This window comes from Nocardia mexicana NBRC 108244, assembly GCF_001613165.1.
GTDB classification, from domain to species: Bacteria; Actinomycetota; Actinomycetes; order Mycobacteriales; family Mycobacteriaceae; genus Nocardia; species Nocardia mexicana.
Genome location: NZ_BDBV01000148.1, coordinates 1 through 16,163, shown reverse-complemented (window position 1 = coordinate 16,163; position 16,163 = coordinate 1). Strand labels below are relative to the sequence as shown.

15 protein-coding genes are annotated in these 16,163 nt (G+C 69.3%); 4 read left to right on the top strand and 11 right to left on the bottom strand.

All coding sequences use genetic code 11. The features are described 5' to 3' along the window. Positions 1–362, bottom strand: a 362-nt coding sequence (locus tag NM1_RS39625; protein ID WP_157124112.1) for a helix-turn-helix transcriptional regulator, incomplete at its 3' end; no start/stop codon positions are given. An 86-nt stretch (positions 363–448) separates the two neighbouring features. Between NM1_RS39625 and NM1_RS39620 the strand changes: the two genes are divergently transcribed. After that, positions 449–1,261: an Rv1486c family protein gene (locus NM1_RS39620; RefSeq protein WP_068032819.1), complete on the top strand. Its 813-nt coding sequence runs from the start codon at positions 449–451 to the stop codon at positions 1,259–1,261. Between the two features lie 49 nt (positions 1,262–1,310). Here the strand turns inward: NM1_RS39620 and NM1_RS39615 are convergent, their stop codons facing one another. Continuing rightward, entirely contained in the window at positions 1,311–5,696 is a 4,386-nt protein-coding gene (locus NM1_RS39615; protein WP_068032817.1) for a HAMP domain-containing protein, read from the bottom strand. A 45-nt stretch (positions 5,697–5,741) separates the two neighbouring features. Then, positions 5,742–6,161 carry a response regulator gene (locus NM1_RS39610; protein ID WP_084520490.1) on the bottom strand — a complete coding sequence of 140 codons (420 nt, stop codon included), beginning with the start codon at positions 6,159–6,161 and terminating at the stop codon, positions 5,742–5,744. 277 nt (positions 6,162–6,438) lie between these two features. Between NM1_RS39610 and NM1_RS39605 the strand changes: the two genes are divergently transcribed. Further along, positions 6,439–6,810, top strand: coding sequence for a hypothetical protein (locus tag NM1_RS39605; protein ID WP_068032813.1), 372 nt, complete (start codon positions 6,439–6,441; stop codon positions 6,808–6,810). A 48-nt stretch (positions 6,811–6,858) separates the two neighbouring features. Here the strand turns inward: NM1_RS39605 and NM1_RS39600 are convergent, their stop codons facing one another. After that, complete coding sequence (locus NM1_RS39600) at positions 6,859–7,353, bottom strand: pyridoxamine 5'-phosphate oxidase family protein (protein WP_068032811.1); 495 nt, start codon at positions 7,351–7,353, stop codon at positions 6,859–6,861. Between the two features lie 186 nt (positions 7,354–7,539). Between NM1_RS39600 and NM1_RS39595 the strand changes: the two genes are divergently transcribed. Both NM1_RS39595 and NM1_RS39590 read left to right on the top strand, forming a co-directional pair. Next, positions 7,540–8,286, top strand: a complete 747-nt coding sequence (locus NM1_RS39595) for a S1 family peptidase (RefSeq protein ID WP_068032809.1) — start codon at positions 7,540–7,542, stop codon at positions 8,284–8,286. 246 nt (positions 8,287–8,532) lie between these two features. Next, the gene (locus tag NM1_RS39590; protein WP_068032807.1) at positions 8,533–9,372 is read left to right on the top strand and encodes an alpha/beta fold hydrolase; all 840 of its coding nucleotides are present in this window, start codon (positions 8,533–8,535) and stop codon (positions 9,370–9,372) included. A 57-nt stretch (positions 9,373–9,429) separates the two neighbouring features. On the opposite strand, the gene NM1_RS39585 is transcribed toward NM1_RS39590, so the two are convergent. The 7 genes from NM1_RS39585 to NM1_RS39555 all read right to left on the bottom strand — a co-directional run. Continuing rightward, on the bottom strand, positions 9,430–10,476 hold the full coding sequence (locus NM1_RS39585; protein ID WP_068032805.1) for a ferrochelatase: 1,047 nt from the start codon (positions 10,474–10,476) through the stop codon (positions 9,430–9,432). An 11-nt stretch (positions 10,477–10,487) separates the two neighbouring features. Next, complete coding sequence (gene inhA / locus NM1_RS39580; RefSeq protein WP_068032803.1) at positions 10,488–11,324, bottom strand: NADH-dependent enoyl-ACP reductase InhA; 837 nt, start codon at positions 11,322–11,324, stop codon at positions 10,488–10,490. An 82-nt stretch (positions 11,325–11,406) separates the two neighbouring features. Next, a complete protein-coding gene (gene fabG1 / locus NM1_RS39575) occupies positions 11,407–12,126 on the bottom strand; it encodes a 3-oxoacyl-ACP reductase FabG1 (protein WP_068032801.1) in 720 nt (239 codons plus the stop codon). A gap of 57 nt (positions 12,127–12,183) precedes the next feature. After that, positions 12,184–13,188 carry a VWA domain-containing protein gene (locus NM1_RS39570; protein ID WP_068032799.1) on the bottom strand — a complete coding sequence of 335 codons (1,005 nt, stop codon included), beginning with the start codon at positions 13,186–13,188 and terminating at the stop codon, positions 12,184–12,186. Beyond that, positions 13,185–14,159, bottom strand: coding sequence for a DUF58 domain-containing protein (locus NM1_RS39565; protein WP_068032821.1), 975 nt, complete (start codon positions 14,157–14,159; stop codon positions 13,185–13,187). The genes NM1_RS39570 and NM1_RS39565 overlap by 4 nt, the downstream gene beginning before the upstream one ends. 32 nt (positions 14,160–14,191) lie before the next feature. Next, on the bottom strand, positions 14,192–15,379 hold the full coding sequence (locus tag NM1_RS39560) for an AAA family ATPase (RefSeq protein ID WP_068032797.1): 1,188 nt from the start codon (positions 15,377–15,379) through the stop codon (positions 14,192–14,194). Between the two features lie 224 nt (positions 15,380–15,603). After that, a partial coding sequence (locus tag NM1_RS39555) for an NlpC/P60 family protein (protein ID WP_169814406.1) occupies positions 15,604–16,163 on the bottom strand: 560 nt, incomplete at its 5' end.

Sequence of the window (16,163 nt, the reverse complement as noted above, 5' to 3'; positions counted from 1 at the left end):
AGCTCGCGCGCCGCACCGGCGGACTCGTCGGGCAGGGCGGCCAGTATCTTCGCCAGGGCGCCGGCGCCCGCGGCGTCGAACGGCGTGCCGCGCATCCGCTGCAGCGCCACCCCGATGGCGACCACCTCGGCGGGCGAGAAGTTCAACGGCGGCAACGACATTCGCTTATCGATCGCATAACCGCCGGACCGTCCGACATCGGCGTGGATGGGCACCCCCGACTGCTGCAGCGCGGCGATATCGCGCTCGATGGTGCGCACGCTGACCTCGTAGCGCGCGGCCAGCTCCCGCGCCGTGCGCCGTCGCGGCGCCACCGCGCGCAGATCCTCCACCAGCGCGTACAACCGATCGGTGCGGTTCAACCTGTGCCCCCTGTGCCTCGGGTGCGAGCAGGATATCGGGCACCACCGACAGCGTGGGCAGGCAATTACCCAGTTATGCTCGAAACATGTGTTCTCCCAGTGCGACGCTGACGGTGTGGGCCGGTTCCTGGCTCGCCGGGCTCAGCGCGCCCGATGACGTTCTGGACGCGCTGCGCGCCTGGGCGCCGCAGCACGGTGTTGCGGCCGGCGATCCGGTCACCGGCGGTCGCACCGGCCTACCCTGGCCGAGCGCCGAGCCGCTCGTCCACGGCACGGGAATCATGATGCTGCTCAAGGTGATCCGCGAGGCCCTCGACGATCCGCGCGCGCACCTGCGCCTGCTGCTGCCCGTCGCCGGCGATGCGCGCGGCCTCCCGTCGGGTACCGAATTCGGCACGGCCGCAATGGAAGCGGAAGAGGGCATCCTCGTGGGCGTCCCCGGAACCGAGGGCGTCGGACTGGTGCCGCAGTGGACCGACGACGACACCCTGCAGTGGACCGTCTACCACACACCGGTCCCGCACCCGGTGCCGGATATGGCGCTCGGCGAGGCGGAGTACGCGATGCGACAGGCGGTGCGCGATGCCGCCGACGCCCTGATGCAGTTGCAGACCACCGGCATCGGCGCCGAGGATATGGATCCGCGGGAGATGGTCGAGGCCGAACTCGCCGACTACTCCCGCCACATCTACCCCGATTCGGCCCCGCTGCGCGCGCGGCGCATCCTCGATACGGCCGACCATGTCGCGGCGATCCTCGCCGTGGCCCAGCAGGCGCCGGCCTCCTCCCCCGCCTCGGCCAGTGCGATGCACGCGCAGGAGAAGCTGCTGCGGCCGCTGTGGGACGCCATTCGCGCCGCCCGGCTCACCGCCGTGCACGCCGCCGCCGGGGCGCGGTGAGCGCAGTCCGGGCGCGGCGCAGCGGGATCCGAGGGGGTACGCGGCCGGGTCAGGTCGTCTGCGGGGCGGGTTCGATGCCCGGCACGGCCGCCCCGGAAGTCTCGCCGTGCAGCCAGCGGTCGATGCAGTCGAGCAGCTCGTTCGGGTCCACGGGCTTGGTGATGTAGTCGCTGGCACCCGACGCCAGGCTCTTCTCCCGGTCACCGGACATGGCCTTGGCGGTGACCATGATGATCGGCAGCCGGTCGAAGTGCGCCATGGTGCGGATCTTGGCGGTCGTGGTGTAGCCGTCCATCTCCGGCATCATCACGTCCATCAGGATCACGTCCACGTCCGGGCGGGCGCGCAGCTCCTCGATGCCCTTGCGCCCGTTCGGCACATGCACCACCGACATGCCGTTCAGCTCGAGGATCTCGGCGATGGCCAGGACATTGCGGGCGTCGTCGTCGACGAGGAGTACCCGCCTTCCCTGCAGCCGGGGATAGCCGGTGCGCCGGGCGGGCGCGCTGGTCCCGGTGCGGTGCGGCTGGGTCAGCAGCAGGAGGAACCTCTCCTGGAATTCCTCGGGCTCGGCCAGCAGTTCGACGCCGTGATTGCGCGCCGTCGCCTCGGTCACCCGGCGCTGGTCGGGATCGAGCGCGCGCACCGAATGTGCGAGCAGCGCAACCCCTTCCGGCTCCACGCAGGCCCGCAGCGAGCCCAGGAACTCCGGCGTGAACGTTCCCAGCCGGCTGGCGTCCATCAGCACGCACTGATACGCGCCGGAGGACAGCACCTCGAGCGCCTTGTCGGCGGTCCCGACGGATTCGATGTGGATCGGCCCCGCCGTCTCGGCGAGCTCGGCGACCACCGCGGATACCAGTCTGGTCAGCGGGCGCTCGTCCGGATCCTCCAGCACCAGCACCGACCGCGCCGTCGACCGGGCCCGCGCCCGGGGCTCCGCCGGAGTCTCCGGATGCGGCCGGACCGGCAGGTACAGGGTGAAGGTGCTGCCCTGGCCGAGGCGGCTCTCGGCACGGATCTCACCGCCGAGCAGATTGGCCACCTGACGGCTGATCGACAGGCCCAGTCCGGTGCCGCCGTAGCGGCGGCTGGTGGTGCCGTCGGCCTGCTGGAACGCGCCGAAGATCGTCTCCAGGTTCTGTTCGGCGATCCCGATTCCGGTGTCGCGCACCGAGAATGCCACCTGCCCGTCGTCGTGGGTCACACTGAGCCGGACCTGCCCCCGCTCGGTGAACTTCACCGCGTTCGACAGCAGGTTGCGCAGCACCTGGCGCAGCCGCTGCTCGTCGGTGGTGACGTGGGTCGGCACCCCGGGGGCGACATCGATATCGAAGGCCAGGCCCTTCTGGTTGGTCAGCGGCTGGAAGGTGGTCTGCACATAGCCGAGCAGCTGCCGCATCGGAACCGGTTCGGTACGGATGTCCATCTTTCCGGCCTCGACCTTCGACAGGTCCAGGATGTCGTCGATCAGCTGCTGCAGATCCTTGCCCGCGGACTGGATCACCCGCGCGAACTCCACCTGCTTATCGGTCAGATTCCGGGAGGCGTTCTGCTCGAGCACCCCGGCCAACATGAGCAGGCTCGTCAGCGGCGTGCGCAGCTCATGGGACATATTGGCCAGGAATTCCGACTTGTACTTCGAGGCCAGCGCCAGCTGCTGGGCGCGTTCCTCGATCTCCTGGCGCGCCTGCTCGATCTCGAAATTCTTCATCTCGATATCGCGGTTCTGACGGACCAGCAGTTCGGCCTTCTCCTCGAGCGCCGCATTGGACTGCTGCAGCTGCCCGGCGAGCCGCTGCGACTCCTCGAGCAGCGAGTCGGTGCGGGCGTTGGCCATGATCGTGTTGACGTTGACGCCGATGCTCTCCATCAGCTGCTCCAGGAAGTCCCGCTGCACGGCGGTGAACCGGCCGAACGAGGCCAGTTCGATCACGCCGAGCACCTGGTCCTCGAAGACGATGGGCAGCACGATCAGGCTGGTCGCGGCCGCCGAGCCGAGTCCGGAGGACACCCGCACGTAGTCCAGCGGCGTCTGCTCGACCACGATCGCCTGCTTGGTCCGCGCCACCTGACCGACCAGCGACTGCCCGAGCTCGAATTCGGTCCCGTCCTCGTTGCGCCCGTACCCGGCGATCAGCCGCAGCCGCCCCCGGTCGCCGCTGTCCATGAAGAAGAACGCCCCGTACTGCGCGCCGACCAGCGGGGTGACCTGGTCCATGATCAGCTGTGCCACGGCGTTGAGGTCGCGGTGGCCCTGCAGCCGCCCGGAGATCCGGGCCAGATTCGTGTTGAGCCAGGCCTGTTCCTCGTTCGTGCGGGTGGTCTCGCGCAGCGAGCGCACCATGGCGTTGATGTTGTTCTTCAGCTCCGCCACCTCACCGTTCGCCTCGACCGCGATCGAGCGGGTGAGGTCGCCGGTGGCCACCGCGCTGGTGACCTCCGCGATGGCGCGCACCTGCCGGGTCAGGTTGCCCGCCAGCTCGTTGACGTTCTCCGTCAACCGCTTCCAGGTGCCCGAGACGCCCTCCACCTCGGCCTGGCCGCCCAGCTGACCCTCCTTGCCCACCTCGCGCGCCACGCGCGTGACCTCGGCCGCGAACGACGACAGGGTGTCGACCATCGTGTTGATGGTGGTCTTGAGTTCCAGGATCTCGCCGCGGGCGTCGACGTCGATCTTCTGCGACAGATCACCGCGCGCCACCGCGGTGGTGACCTGGGCGATGGAGCGCACCTGGCCGGTCAGGTTGCTCGCCATCGAATTCACGTTGTCGGTCAGGCTCTTCCAGGTCCCCGCGACGTTCGGCACGCGGGCCTGTCCGCCGAGCCTGCCCTCGGTGCCCACCTCGCGCGCCACGCGCGTGACCTCACCGGCGAAGGCCGACAGGGTGTCGACCATGGTGTTGATGGTCTGCGCGAGCGCGGCCACCTCCCCCTTGGCTTCGACCGTAATCTTCTGCGACAGATCGCCTTTGGCCACCGCGTTGGCGACCTGAGCGATCGATCGGACCTGATCGGTGAGGTTGTCGGCCATCACGTTCACCGACTCGGTCAGGCCCTTCCAGGTCCCCGACACACCCTTCACGTCGGCCTGACCGCCCAACCGCCCCTTGGTGCCGACCTCGCGCGCCACCCTCGTGACCTCGTCGGCGAACGACGAGAGCGTGTCCACCATCGTGTTGATGGTCTCCTTGAGCTCCAGAATCTCGCCGCGCGCATCCACTCGGATCTTCTGCGACAGATCGCCTTTCGCGACCGCCGTCGTCACCTCGGCGATGGAACGCACCTGATCGGTCAGGTTCGCCGCCATCACGTTCACCGACTCGGTCAGGCCCTTCCAGGTCCCCGACACGCCCTGCACGTCGGCCTGGCCGCCCAACCGCCCGTCGGTGCCGACCTCCCGGGCCACGCGGGTCACCTCGTCGGCGAACGACGACAGCTGATCCACCATCGTATTGATCGTGTTCTTCAGCTCCAGGATCTCGCCGCGCGCATCCACCGTGATCTTCTGCGACAGATCGCCTTTCGCGACCGCCGTGGCGACCTGCGCGATCGCCCGGACCTGATCGGTCAGGTTCGCCGCCATGAAGTTCACCGACTCGGTCAGGCCCTTCCAGGTCCCCGAGGCGCCCAGCACCTGCGCCTGGCCGCCCAGCCGCCCGTCGGTACCGACCTCGCGCGCGACGCGGGTGACCTCGTCGGCGAACGCCGACAGCTGGTCGACCATGGTGTTGATGGTGTTCTTCAGCTCCAGAATCTCGCCGCGCGCGTCGACGGTGATCTTCTGCGACAGGTCGCCCTGGGCGACCGCGGTGGTCACCTCGGCGATGGAACGCACCTGCGCGGTGAGATTCCCGGCCATGATGTTCACCGATTCGGTGAGATCGCGCCAGGTGCCCGACACCCCCGGCACCCGCGCCTGGCCGCCCAACCGGCCCTCGCTGCCCACCTCGCGCGCGACGCGCGTCACCTCGTCGCCGAACGCCGACAGCTGATCCACCATCGTGTTGATGGTGTTCTTCAGCTCCAGCAGCTCCCCCTTCACGTCCACCGTGATCTTCTGCGACAGGTCGCCCTGCGCCACCGCCGTGGCCACCCCGGCGATATCGCGCACCTGGGCGGTGAGGTTGTCGGCCATGGCGTTCACCGAGTCGGTGAGGTCCTTCCAGGTGCCCGACAGGCCCGGCACCGACGCCTGCCCGCCGAGCTTGCCGTCGGTGCCCACCTCGCGCGCCACCCGGGTGACCTCGGTGGTGAACAGTGCCAGCTGATCGATCATGCCGTTGAACACGATCGCTATCTCGTCCAGCACGGGGTCGCCCACCTGCGGCAGCGAATGGCGGAAGTCGCCGTCGCGCACCGCCTTGAGCCCGTTCAGCAATGGTTGCAGGCGTTCGTCGTTGCCGCTCACCCGTTCGGCGGTGTCCTGGACCATCGTCGGCCTGCCTTCACCCTGAGTTCGTCTGTCACCGGCTGCCGATCACTGCCTGAGATCGACATCGAAGCAGTCGTGACCCGCGGCGACCCGTCGGATGACGGCCAGCAGGTCTTCGAACAGCCCCGTCTTGAGCATCAGTCCGGCGCCGCCGGCCGCGATCACCCGGTCCAGCATGGACCGGTCCGCGTATCCGGTGAACACCAGCACCCGGACATCCGGGGCCACCTCGCGCAGCCGCGCGATCGCCTCGATGCCATCGCCGTCCCGCAGCCGGCGGTCCAGCAGGATCACGTGCGGGCGGGTACGTTCCGCCGCGGTGATCGTGTCCGCGACCGACCCGGTCCGTTCGACGATATCGATATCGTCGACGAGTTCGAATGCGGAGTCCAGTGCCACGGCGACCATCGGGTGGTCCTCGGCCACCAGTAGCCGCAGCGCCCCGTCCCCCATATCGGATGGCATGCACGAAGTCTAAGGCGATGCCGGGCAGTTGCCCCAGCGTTTGGCGAAGAAGTCCCAGGTCACCTGCCCACCGGACGGTATCTTCCCCTATTTTTCGAGGTGGGGAACCGTCCAGTCCGCAGCGCCGCCCGCCCTCGTTCCCCCATGTCGCGGCACAGTATCTCCGGGGGCTTCCGCACGATCCACCCATCTTCCCGGCCGCGCACCGGCGGCGGCGATCACACCGGGAAGCGTTGTGCCGGTGCGTTATTGACGGCCTGTCGCTAGAATCGCGCCCGTGGCGGCCGCCGGAGTCTTCGTCGTCGTCCTCGGTTTGCTGACCGTGTTCCAGCTCGGCCTCGCCTGCGGAGCGCCCTGGGGGCGGCTCGCCTGGGGCGGCCGCCATCGCGTGCTCCCACCCCGCCTGCGGATCGCGAGCGCGGTCGCGCCGGCCCTGTACGCGCTGTTCGCCGTCGTGATCCTCGATCGGTCCGGCAGCATCGACGCGCTGGCCGAACCGGTCGCCCTCGTCGGAGCGTGGATCGTGTTCGCGTGTTTCACGCTCAGCGTCGTCGGCAACGCCCTGTCCCGGAGCACACCGGAGCGGTATACGGGCACGCCCTTGGGACTCGTCCTCGCATTCACCAGCCTGCTGGTCGCACTCGGCTGACCGCCGTCGAACGCCGACCTGCCGCCTCGGGCTCGCACACCTCGACTTCTACGGGCGCTTCTCCACGACGCGCTCTGCCTCGCCCGCCTTCCAGATCACGACCTCCATGCAGCCGTCGCCGATCTCCACGGCCGAGGCGCCGGTGATGTCGGCGACGTAGAAGGGGTCGAGCTTGCGACCGCGCAGGTCGAATCCGATGTCGTTGAACAGCGCCTCGGCGAAGCGCTCGTGCATGGCCTCGTCCTGCAGGTTGCGCACGAGCCCGAACAGCTTCGCGTCGCCGTCGCCGACCTGCGTGTCGACCGTGGCCGTGTGCAGGCAGAAGCGCGGATCCCGGTGCAGATCCTTGAATTTCGTCGTCTCCGGCATACCCACCACCAGCAGCTCACCCTCGAACATCCGCGGCTCCATCGGGCTGATCCGGGGATATCCGTCCGAGCGAGTGGTGGCCAGCATGCACAGGTTCCCCGTCGCGGCGTGGCGGCGCGCGAAGATCGAGGATATCCGCGGCGCCGCCTTGGTGAACTCGTCCCAGCTGCTCATCTCCTCACGGTAAGCCGGTGCACCGACAGGCCGGGCCCGATCACACGGATCCGCCACCGGCGTCCGCGTACCTCCGCGCCGCATGCGCTGGCCGCGGCCGGGTGCCGTGCGGCAGACTCGTTTCTCGCGCACGGCCGCGCCGACGACGCGCAGCACCGGCCATCGGCGAATCAGAGGTGAGACGACATGCATATCTCCCGCGGAGTGACCGCGGTCCTCGCGGCCACGCTCCTGGGGTTCGGCGCCTACGCCGCGGGCCCCGGGCAGGCCGTGGTGGGCGGAACCGATGCCGCCGCGGCGGACTTCCCGTGGCTGGCCGCGATCGGCACGCCCGCCTATGCCACCCGTACCGGTGGCCAGTTCTGCGCGGGCGCGCTCGTGGCCCCGGACCGGGTGATCACCGCCGGGCACTGCGGGATGCTGGCCCGGGTCCTGCCCGGGACCGCGGTGACGTTCGGCCGCGACGATGCCGGTGATTCCGGCGGAATCACCGTGGGCATCAAGGATGTTCGCGTCCATCCGGACTTCCGGGTGTCGCTGTTCGACGGCGATCTCGCCTATCACCACGACATCGCCGTGATCACCCTCGCCGCGCCGGTCGCGTTGCCGACCGTCCGCGTCGCCGAACCGCACGGCACCGCGGCCGAGGTGCTCGGCTGGGGTGTCACCGCCGAGGACGACATGTCCAACAGCCGCCTGCGTGCGGCCGTGGTTCCGCTCCCCGGCGACGCCGCCTGCGCTGCCTACGGCGCCGAATTCGACCCGCGCGAGGCACTCTGCGCCGGGTCCGCGGAGGCCGACAGCGCCCAATTCGACAGCGGCGGGCCGCTTCTCGTCGACGGCGACCTCGCGGGCATCGTTTCCTGGGGCAAGGGCGCGGCACAGCCCGGCTACCCGGGAATCTACGCGCGGATCCCCGCCCTCGACTTCTGATTCACACCCACGCCTTCGGTTGCCGACGGTGTGCCCGGCCACCGGGTCCGCCGTCGCCGATCACCGTCGGATCCCCGCCCGGACGATCCCCGCCGGATGCGTAATCGGACAAATCGGATATTCTCACTGTTGTCATTCCGGCTCGCACAGCGGGCGGACGGACGTAGGCTGACCGCATCCGTCCAGCCGCGACGACGTGGGGCTCGCGCGCGGCCGAGGGAGCCATGATCAGTGATGAGGGACCTGATGACTGCGCCGGATCCGAACCTGCCGCCTTCGACTGTCGTGTCCGCGGACGGCACGACCATCGCGTATCTGACCGTCGGGGCGGGGCCCGCGGTCGTCGTCGTACCCGGCGCGCTGTCGGTTGCCGACGGATATCTGGACTTCGCCCGCGCGCTCGGCGGGCACTTCACCGTGCATGTACTCGAACGGCGCGGGCGCGGCGGCAGTGGCCCGCAGGGCGCCGACTACAGCATCGATAAGGAGCGCGAGGACCTGCTCGCCGTGGCCGGCAAGACCGGCGCACACCTGCTGGTCGGGCACAGCTACGGCGGGCTGGTCGTGCTGGAGGCCGCCCGCAACTGCCCGGAGATCCACAAGATCGCCGTTTACGAGCCCGGCCTGTCCATCGACGGTTCGCTGCCCATCGGCTGGATGCCCGCCTACGAGCGAAAGCTCGCGCAGCACAAGCCGTTCGACGCATTCGTCGAATTCGTCCGGGCGACAGGGCCCGAGTCGGCGCGCCGGGCGCCGCGCTGGCTCATGCGCCGGATGATGCCGCTGTTCATGCAGGCCCCGGAGCGGCATCTGGTGATCGGCCTGCTGGCGGAGAATCTCGCCGAACATCGCGAGATCGCCCGCCTGAACAACACCTATCCGCACTACGGGGAGATCGAGGCCGAGGTGCTGTTCCTGCAGGGCGGCAAGGACCACGCCGTACAGTCCGATATCGACCGCGCCACACTCGAATACGTCATCCCGCGCTGCACGGGCCACATGTTCCCCGACCTCGACCACTTCGGGCTGGACAAGCGGGATCCGGAACGGGTTGCGGGCGTCATCGGTACCTTCTTCACCGAATAGTCCATCGCCCGCCTCCTCCTGTCGGCCGGGCACTCGTCACTTCCTGTTTCCGGCGAATCAGGCTGTGCGGCGGGGTGGTTCGCAGCAGCCCTCGGCGCAGTAGGCCCCGTTGGCCGTGCAGCCGTAGCCCGGCACGGCACCGAGGCGGCGCGGCGCGGCGTCCGCCGTATGCTCCTGCACCAGTTCCGAGATGAGCTGCGCGAAACGCGGATCCGAGCCCGGCGTCCCCGCCCGGGCGAAGGCCATACCCAGCTCCGCCGCCTTCTCCTTCGCCTCGTTGTCGAGATCCCAGATCACCTCCAGGTGATCGGAGACGAATCCGACCGGGCACACCACGACGGCGTCGACTCCCTTGGCCGACAACGCTTCCAGATGGTCGACGATATCGGGCTCCAGCCACGGCACCTGCGGCGGTCCCGAGCGGGACTGCCAGACCACGTCGAAGTCGTCGAATCCCGTTGCGGCGGCGCACAGCCGGGCGGCGTCGACGACCTGGCGGCTGTACAGGTGACCGCCGTCGCCGGGCGGCCCCGCGACCACGTCGGCCGACACCGGGATCGAGTGCGCGGTGAACACCAGCCGCACCCGATCCCGCCGGTCCTCCGGAATCTGCTGCACCGCGGTGCGAATCGCCGCACCGAATGCCTCGATCAGCAGCGGATGATCGAAATACTGCCGCAGCTTCACCAGCTCCGGCGCCCGCTCACCCACCGCCGACCGCGCCCGCGCGATGTCCTCGTCGTACTGGCGGCAGCCCGAGTACCCGCCCCACGCCGAGGTGGGAAACACCAGCGCCGAACCGATTCCGTCGGCCCGCATCCGCGCCACGGTGTCCTCCACCATCGGATGCCAGTTGCGGTTGCCGAAGTAGACCGGCAATTCCATTCCGCGCCGGGCGAATTCGGCCTCGACCGCGGCGATGATGTCGCGGTTGAGGGCGTTGATCGGCGAGACGCCACCGAAGTGCAGATAGTGCTGGGCGACCTCTTCCAGCCGTGCCCTGGGAACGCCACGACCCCGGGTGACGTTCTCCAGGAACGGCATCACGTCCTCCGGCCGTTCCGGACCGCCGAAGGACAGCACCAGCAGTGCGTCGTACGTCATGGCCCAGCCACTCAGTTCGAGGGGAAGTTCTCCGGGAACCAGGTGTTGTGGCTGGCTCCGCCGTCGACGTAGATGATCGATCCGGTGGTGCCCGGCAGCCAGTCCGACAGCAGCGTGACGATCGACTTCGCCACCACGGTCGGATCGTCGACGTCCCAGCCGATCGGCGACGCGCCGTCCCAGTAGGTGTTGAGCATGGTCAGCTGCTTGGCATCGTCGGTGGCGGTACCGGCGATGGCCTTGGCGGCCAGGGTCTTGATCGGACCGGCGGCGATCAGGTTGGAGCGAATCCGCTTGGCCTCGCCCACCTCTCGCGCCACATACCGGTTCACCGACTCCAGCGCGGCCTTGGCCACGCCCATCCAGTTGTAGTACGGCAGCGCCGTGCGCGGATCGAAGTCCATGCCGACGAGCGAGCCGCCCTCGTTCATCACCGGCAGCACGGCCCGCGCCAGCGACGCGTAGCTCCACGCCGAGATCTCGAACGACTTGGCCGCATCGGGGCCCGGGCCGTCCAGGAACGGCTTGGCCTCGGGGCCCATCAGCGTGCGCGGGGCGAACGCGATCGAGTGCAGCACGCCGTCGACGCCCTCCGGGGCGAGCTCGCGCACCTTGTCCGGCAGGGCCGCCAGATCGTCCTCGCTGGTGACGTCGAGGCCGATGGCCGGTGCGATCTCCTGCGGCAGCCGCTTGGCGATGCGGTCGATCAGCCGCAGCCGCTCCGGGATACCGGTGATGATCACCTTCGCGCCCTGCTCCTGCGCCACCTTGGCGGCGTGGAAGGCGATGGACGAATCGGTGATGATGCCGGTGATGAGGACGGTCTTGCCTTCGAGCAATCCGCTCATAGCTGGTGAGGTCTCCTCGTTCTCGTCGTTCCGGCGACGGCCGGAACCGAGTGGTGGGTGGGGTGGTTCGTGCGGGAGAAGCTCAGTGGCCCAAGCCCAGGCCGCCGTCGACCGGGATGATCGCGCCGCTGATGTACTGGGCTCCGTCGGAGGCGACGAAGCTGACGGCGGCGGCGACATCGTCCGTGTGGCCCATCCGACCGGCCGGAATCAGCTTGAGCGCCTGCTCACGCATGTCCTCGGTCATATCTTCCCGGGTCATGTCGGTGTCGATCAGCCCCGGCGCGATGACGTTCGCCGTGATATTGCGCGACCCGATTTCCCGGGTGATCGCGCGGGCCATCCCGACCAGCCCTGCCTTCGCGGCCGCGTAGTTCACCTGGCCCGGCGCGCCCATCTGCCCGACGACCGACCCGAGGAAGATGATCCGCCCGAACCGCGCCCGCAGCATCGCCCGGTTGGCCCGCTTGGCGCACCGCCACGCACCGGTGAGGTTGGCGTCGATGACGCGGGTGAACTGCTCCTCGCTCATCCGCATCAGCAGCGTGTTGTCCACGATGCCGGCGTTGGCCACCAGCACCTCGACGGGACCCTGGTGGGCCTCCACCTCGCTGAATGCCTCATCGATCGAATCGGTATCGGTCACATCGCATTTCACGCCGAACAACCCGTCCGGCACCCCCGACCCGCGATGCGTCACCGCAACCTTGTGCCCGTCGGCGGCGAGCCGCTGGGCGACCGCGAGGCCGATGCCGCGGTTGCCGCCCGTCACCAGAACCGACCGGGATGTGAAGTTCGACATGGGTGTAAACCTATCTGTTCGAGTTCAGCTGTCGTGCTCGGGCTGCGCGGTACCCGCCTATGGCAGACGTTGACGATAGACCAGGCCGCCCACGACGCCCGCGGTGGTGATGAGCAGACCGAGCAGCAGCCACGGCCGGCTGGCGTCGCCCATCTGCATCTCGAAGCCGATCTGCTTGTCCAGCGTGTCGTAGACGGCGTTCAGTTCCTCCAGCGAGGACGCGGTGTAGAAGTCGCCGCCGGAGATGTTGGCGATCTCGCGCAGCGACTCGTCGTCGACCGGCACCGGAACCCGTTGCGCCCCCTTGCCGTCCTTGTCCGGGATCTCCACCGAACCCCAGGACGTGCCGAAGGAGATCGTCGAGACCGGGATGCCCTTCTGCTTGGCCATCCGCGCCGCGACGAAGGCGTGCCGGGGATTGTCGATGTCCTTGTCGTCGGGCACGGTCTGCTTACCGTCGGACATCAGCACGATCCGGGCGGGCGGCGGGGTCTCCGCGCCGCCGAGCACCGAGGCGAGCGTGTCGATCGCCTGCATCGCGCTGTAGATGCCCTCACCGGTGGCGGTGCGTTCGGCCAGCTTCATGTTCTGGATGGCGGCCTTGACAGCCTCGCGGTTGGTGGTCGGCGACACCTGCACCGAGGCGGTCCCCGCATAGGTCACCAGCCCGAGATTGATTCCGGGAGTGAGACCTTCGGCGAAATCGCTGGCCGACTTCTTGGCCACCTGGACGCGCGAGGGCGTCACGTCGGTCGCCTCCATCGACAGCGACACGTCGATCACCATCATCACGGTGGCGCGGTTGCGCGGAACCTTCTTGGCCGCCTGCGGCCCGGCCGCGGCGATCGTCAGCAGTACCAGGCCGACCAGCATCAGCGCGACCGGCACGTGCCGCCAGCCGCTGGGCCGCTTGGGCGCCACCCGCTCCAGCGTCTCCATATTGGCGAAGCGGAGCAGATGCCGCTTGCGGCGGCGCTGCACGACCACGTACAGCAGCGCGACCGCGGCGACGACGATCAGGAACGCCAGCCACCCGGCGGCGTTGAAATGCGAAATGCTCACTGTCGAGGGACCTGTCCGGTCGGGGCGCCGAAGGTGTGGCGCCGGGTGGACACGAACCGGACGACGTCGGCGATCCAGTCCCGATCGGTGCGCAGCGTCAGCACCGGCGCACCGGAGCTGCGCAGCGCCTGCTCGACCTGACCCCGATGCAGCTCCGCCGCGCGTGCGAAATCGCTTCGCAGCGCGGGGGTTACGGAGAATTCGCGGGTCCGGCCGGTCTCGGGATCGTGCAGTACCACGTCGCCCACGTCGGGCAGGTCCAGATCCAGCGGATCCAGCACCTCCACCCCGAGCAGATCGTGGCGGCCGGAGATGGCGCGCAACGAGCGCTGCCAGTCGATATCGCCGAGGAAGTCCGAAATCACCACGGCCATACCGCGTTTGCGCTGCGGGCGGCGCAGCGACTCGATGGCGCCGCGCAGGTCGCCGCGCACGCCGTCGGCCGCGTGCGGTGTGGTGGCGATGCTGCGCAGCATCGCCTGGGCATGTACCCGCCCGGTGCGGGCCGGAATCCGGATCAGCCGTTCGCCGTTGGCGACGACGGCGCCGATCCGGTTGCCGCCGCCGCTGGTGAGATAGGTGACCGCCGCCGCGGCGGCGACCACGAGATCCCGCTTCTGGCACAGCGCGGTACCGAAGTCCAGGCTGGCCGACAGGTCGACCACGAGCCAGGTCTCCAGCTCCCGGTCGGCGATCATCTGCCGCACGTGCGGGTGCGTGGTGCGGGCGGTGACCGACCAATCCATCTGGCGGACATCGTCACCCGGCTGATACAGCCGCGCGTCCCCGGGCTCGGACCCGGGGCCCGGAATGAGGCCCTGGTGGTCGCCGTGCAGGACGCCGTCGAGGCGGCGGCGCACGGTCAACTCCAGGGTCTTCAGCGCCGCCTTCAGCCGCGGGTCGTCGATCTGACCGGAACGAAAAGACGGCGGGGCCGGATTTCCTCTGCTGGACGGGACATTCGCTGACATCGTCACTGGGGCAACCGAATCCGATGCTCCGTTCACGGATGCTGCGGCTGACCGGCCTGCTGGCCGTTCGGCACGGGCGGCTGCGGGGCACCCTGGGGCTGCGGCGCGCCCTGGGGCTGCGGCGCGCCCTGCGGCGGCACCGGCGGCATCGGGGCAGGCTGCTGCCCCTGGGCGGGTGCGTTGGCCTGCGGCGCCACCTGCGGCAGGCCGACCGTCTGCAGCACCCGGCGGATCACGTCGTCGGGGCTCACCTCGTCGGCCAGCGCGTCGTAGGACAGCACCAGGCGGTGGCGCAGCACGTCGGGCACCACCTCGACCACATCCTGCGGCACCACGTAGTCGCGGCCGCGGATCAGCGCCACGGCGCGGGCCGCGGCGATGATGCCCAGGCTGGCGCGCGGCGAGGCGCCGTAGGCGATCCACCCCGCGACATCCTCGAGCCCGAACTCGGCGGGCTTGCGGGTCGCGGAGATCACCCGCACCACGTAGTCGACCAGCGCGTGGTGCACGAAGGTGTTCGAGGCCAGCTTCTGCAGCCGGATCAGCTCGGTGGGCTCCAGGATCTGCTTGGGCTCCGGCGGGGTGACACCCATCCGGTAGATGATCTCGCGCTCCTCCTCGACCGAGGGGTAGTCGACGACCACCTTGAACAGGAAGCGGTCGCGCTGCGCCTCCGGCAGCGGGTACACGCCCTCGCTCTCGATCGGGTTCTGGGTGGCCATCACCAGGAACGGATCGGGCATCGGGAAGGTCTTGCCGCCGATCGACACGTGCCGCTCGGCCATCACCTCGAGCAGCGCCGACTGCACCTTGGCCGGCGCGCGGTTGATCTCGTCGGCGAGCACGAAGTTGGCCACCACCGGGCCCAGCTCGGTGTCGAACTCCTCGCGGCCCTGCCGGTAGATGCGGGTACCGACGAGGTCGGTGGGTACCAGGTCGGGGGTGAACTGCACGCGGGAGAACGTGCCGCCCACGACCCGGGCGAACGTCTCCACCGCGAGCGTCTTGGCGATGCCGGGCACACCCTCGAGCAGCACGTGCCCGCGCGCCAGCACACCGACGAGCAACCGCTCCACCAGGCGATCCTGGCCGACGATCACCCGTTTGACTTCGTAGATCGCCTTCTCCAGGGTCTGGACATCGCGCTCGAGGGTGTCGGGTGCCGGCGCGTCCTTCGCCGGATTCACCGTGCTCACACCATCAGTCGAAGTCACAAACATCCCCGCTTTCGCCTAGTCCGGCCCCGTGAGGCTCGCGCTGCACATGTGGTTCACCCGTGTTCCCCACCACTATTCCAGGTTTGGCATCCTCCCCCAACGCAGGCAGGGGATTACGGCCCGTCCGCGTCACCGCGGCGCGTCGCGCGACACGCGCAACACGGTGAACCCTAACGCAAACGCCCGGCTCCCCGCCTGAGAGGAGGCTGGGAGTCGCCGCCGGACAATCACGTCAAGAGCCGCACCGCGTACGGCATGATGCCCCCTTCGCGCACCGGCGAAACCTTGACCACGTCGCCGGATTCGGGCGCCTCGACCATCTTGCCGTCGCCCAGGTAGAGCGCCACGTGCTCGCTGCCGTTGGCGCCCCAGAACAGCATGTCGCCGCGCTCGCGCTCGGCCACCGGCACCCGGGTGCCCATGTTGTACTGGTAGCCGCTGTAGTGCGGCATGGAGATTCCGACACCGGCGAAGGCGTAGATCATCAGCCCCGAGCAGTCGAAGCCGACCTTCTCGAAATCGCCGTAGCTGTCGGCGACCCCGCCGTCGCGGATGCCCAGCGTCGGGCCGCTCTCGTCGCCGCCGCCCCAGGAGTAGGTGACGCCCAGCTGCGACATCGCGCGGTCCACCACCGTCTCGATGAGCTGCGTGCGACTGCCCGACGGGCGGCTCGGCCGATTCGGCATGGCGGCGCGTGGCGGGGGCGCGTTGTGGAGCTGGGCGTGCGGGCGTTTACCCGCTCCCGCCTGCGTGGCCGCGTCGTGTGCCGCCTGATCGGCGCCCGCCC

Coding starts and splice junctions, on each gene's coding strand:
- NM1_RS39620 (WP_068032819.1), top strand. CDS start 449: ATGTGTTCTCCCAGTGCGACGCTGACGGTGTGGGCCGGTTCCTGGCTC.
- NM1_RS39615 (WP_068032817.1), bottom strand. CDS start 5,696: ATGGTCCAGGACACCGCCGAACGGGTGAGCGGCAACGACGAACGCCTG.
- NM1_RS39610 (WP_084520490.1), bottom strand. CDS start 6,161: ATGCCATCCGATATGGGGGACGGGGCGCTGCGGCTACTGGTGGCCGAG.
- NM1_RS39600 (WP_068032811.1), bottom strand. CDS start 7,353: ATGAGCAGCTGGGACGAGTTCACCAAGGCGGCGCCGCGGATATCCTCG.
- NM1_RS39595 (WP_068032809.1), top strand. CDS start 7,540: ATGCATATCTCCCGCGGAGTGACCGCGGTCCTCGCGGCCACGCTCCTG.
- NM1_RS39590 (WP_068032807.1), top strand. CDS start 8,533: ATGACTGCGCCGGATCCGAACCTGCCGCCTTCGACTGTCGTGTCCGCG.
- NM1_RS39585 (WP_068032805.1), bottom strand. CDS start 10,476: ATGACGTACGACGCACTGCTGGTGCTGTCCTTCGGCGGTCCGGAACGG.
- inhA (WP_068032803.1), bottom strand. CDS start 11,324: ATGAGCGGATTGCTCGAAGGCAAGACCGTCCTCATCACCGGCATCATC.
- fabG1 (WP_068032801.1), bottom strand. CDS start 12,126: ATGTCGAACTTCACATCCCGGTCGGTTCTGGTGACGGGCGGCAACCGC.
- NM1_RS39565 (WP_068032821.1), bottom strand. CDS start 14,159: ATGTCAGCGAATGTCCCGTCCAGCAGAGGAAATCCGGCCCCGCCGTCT.
- NM1_RS39560 (WP_068032797.1), bottom strand. CDS start 15,379: ATGTTTGTGACTTCGACTGATGGTGTGAGCACGGTGAATCCGGCGAAG.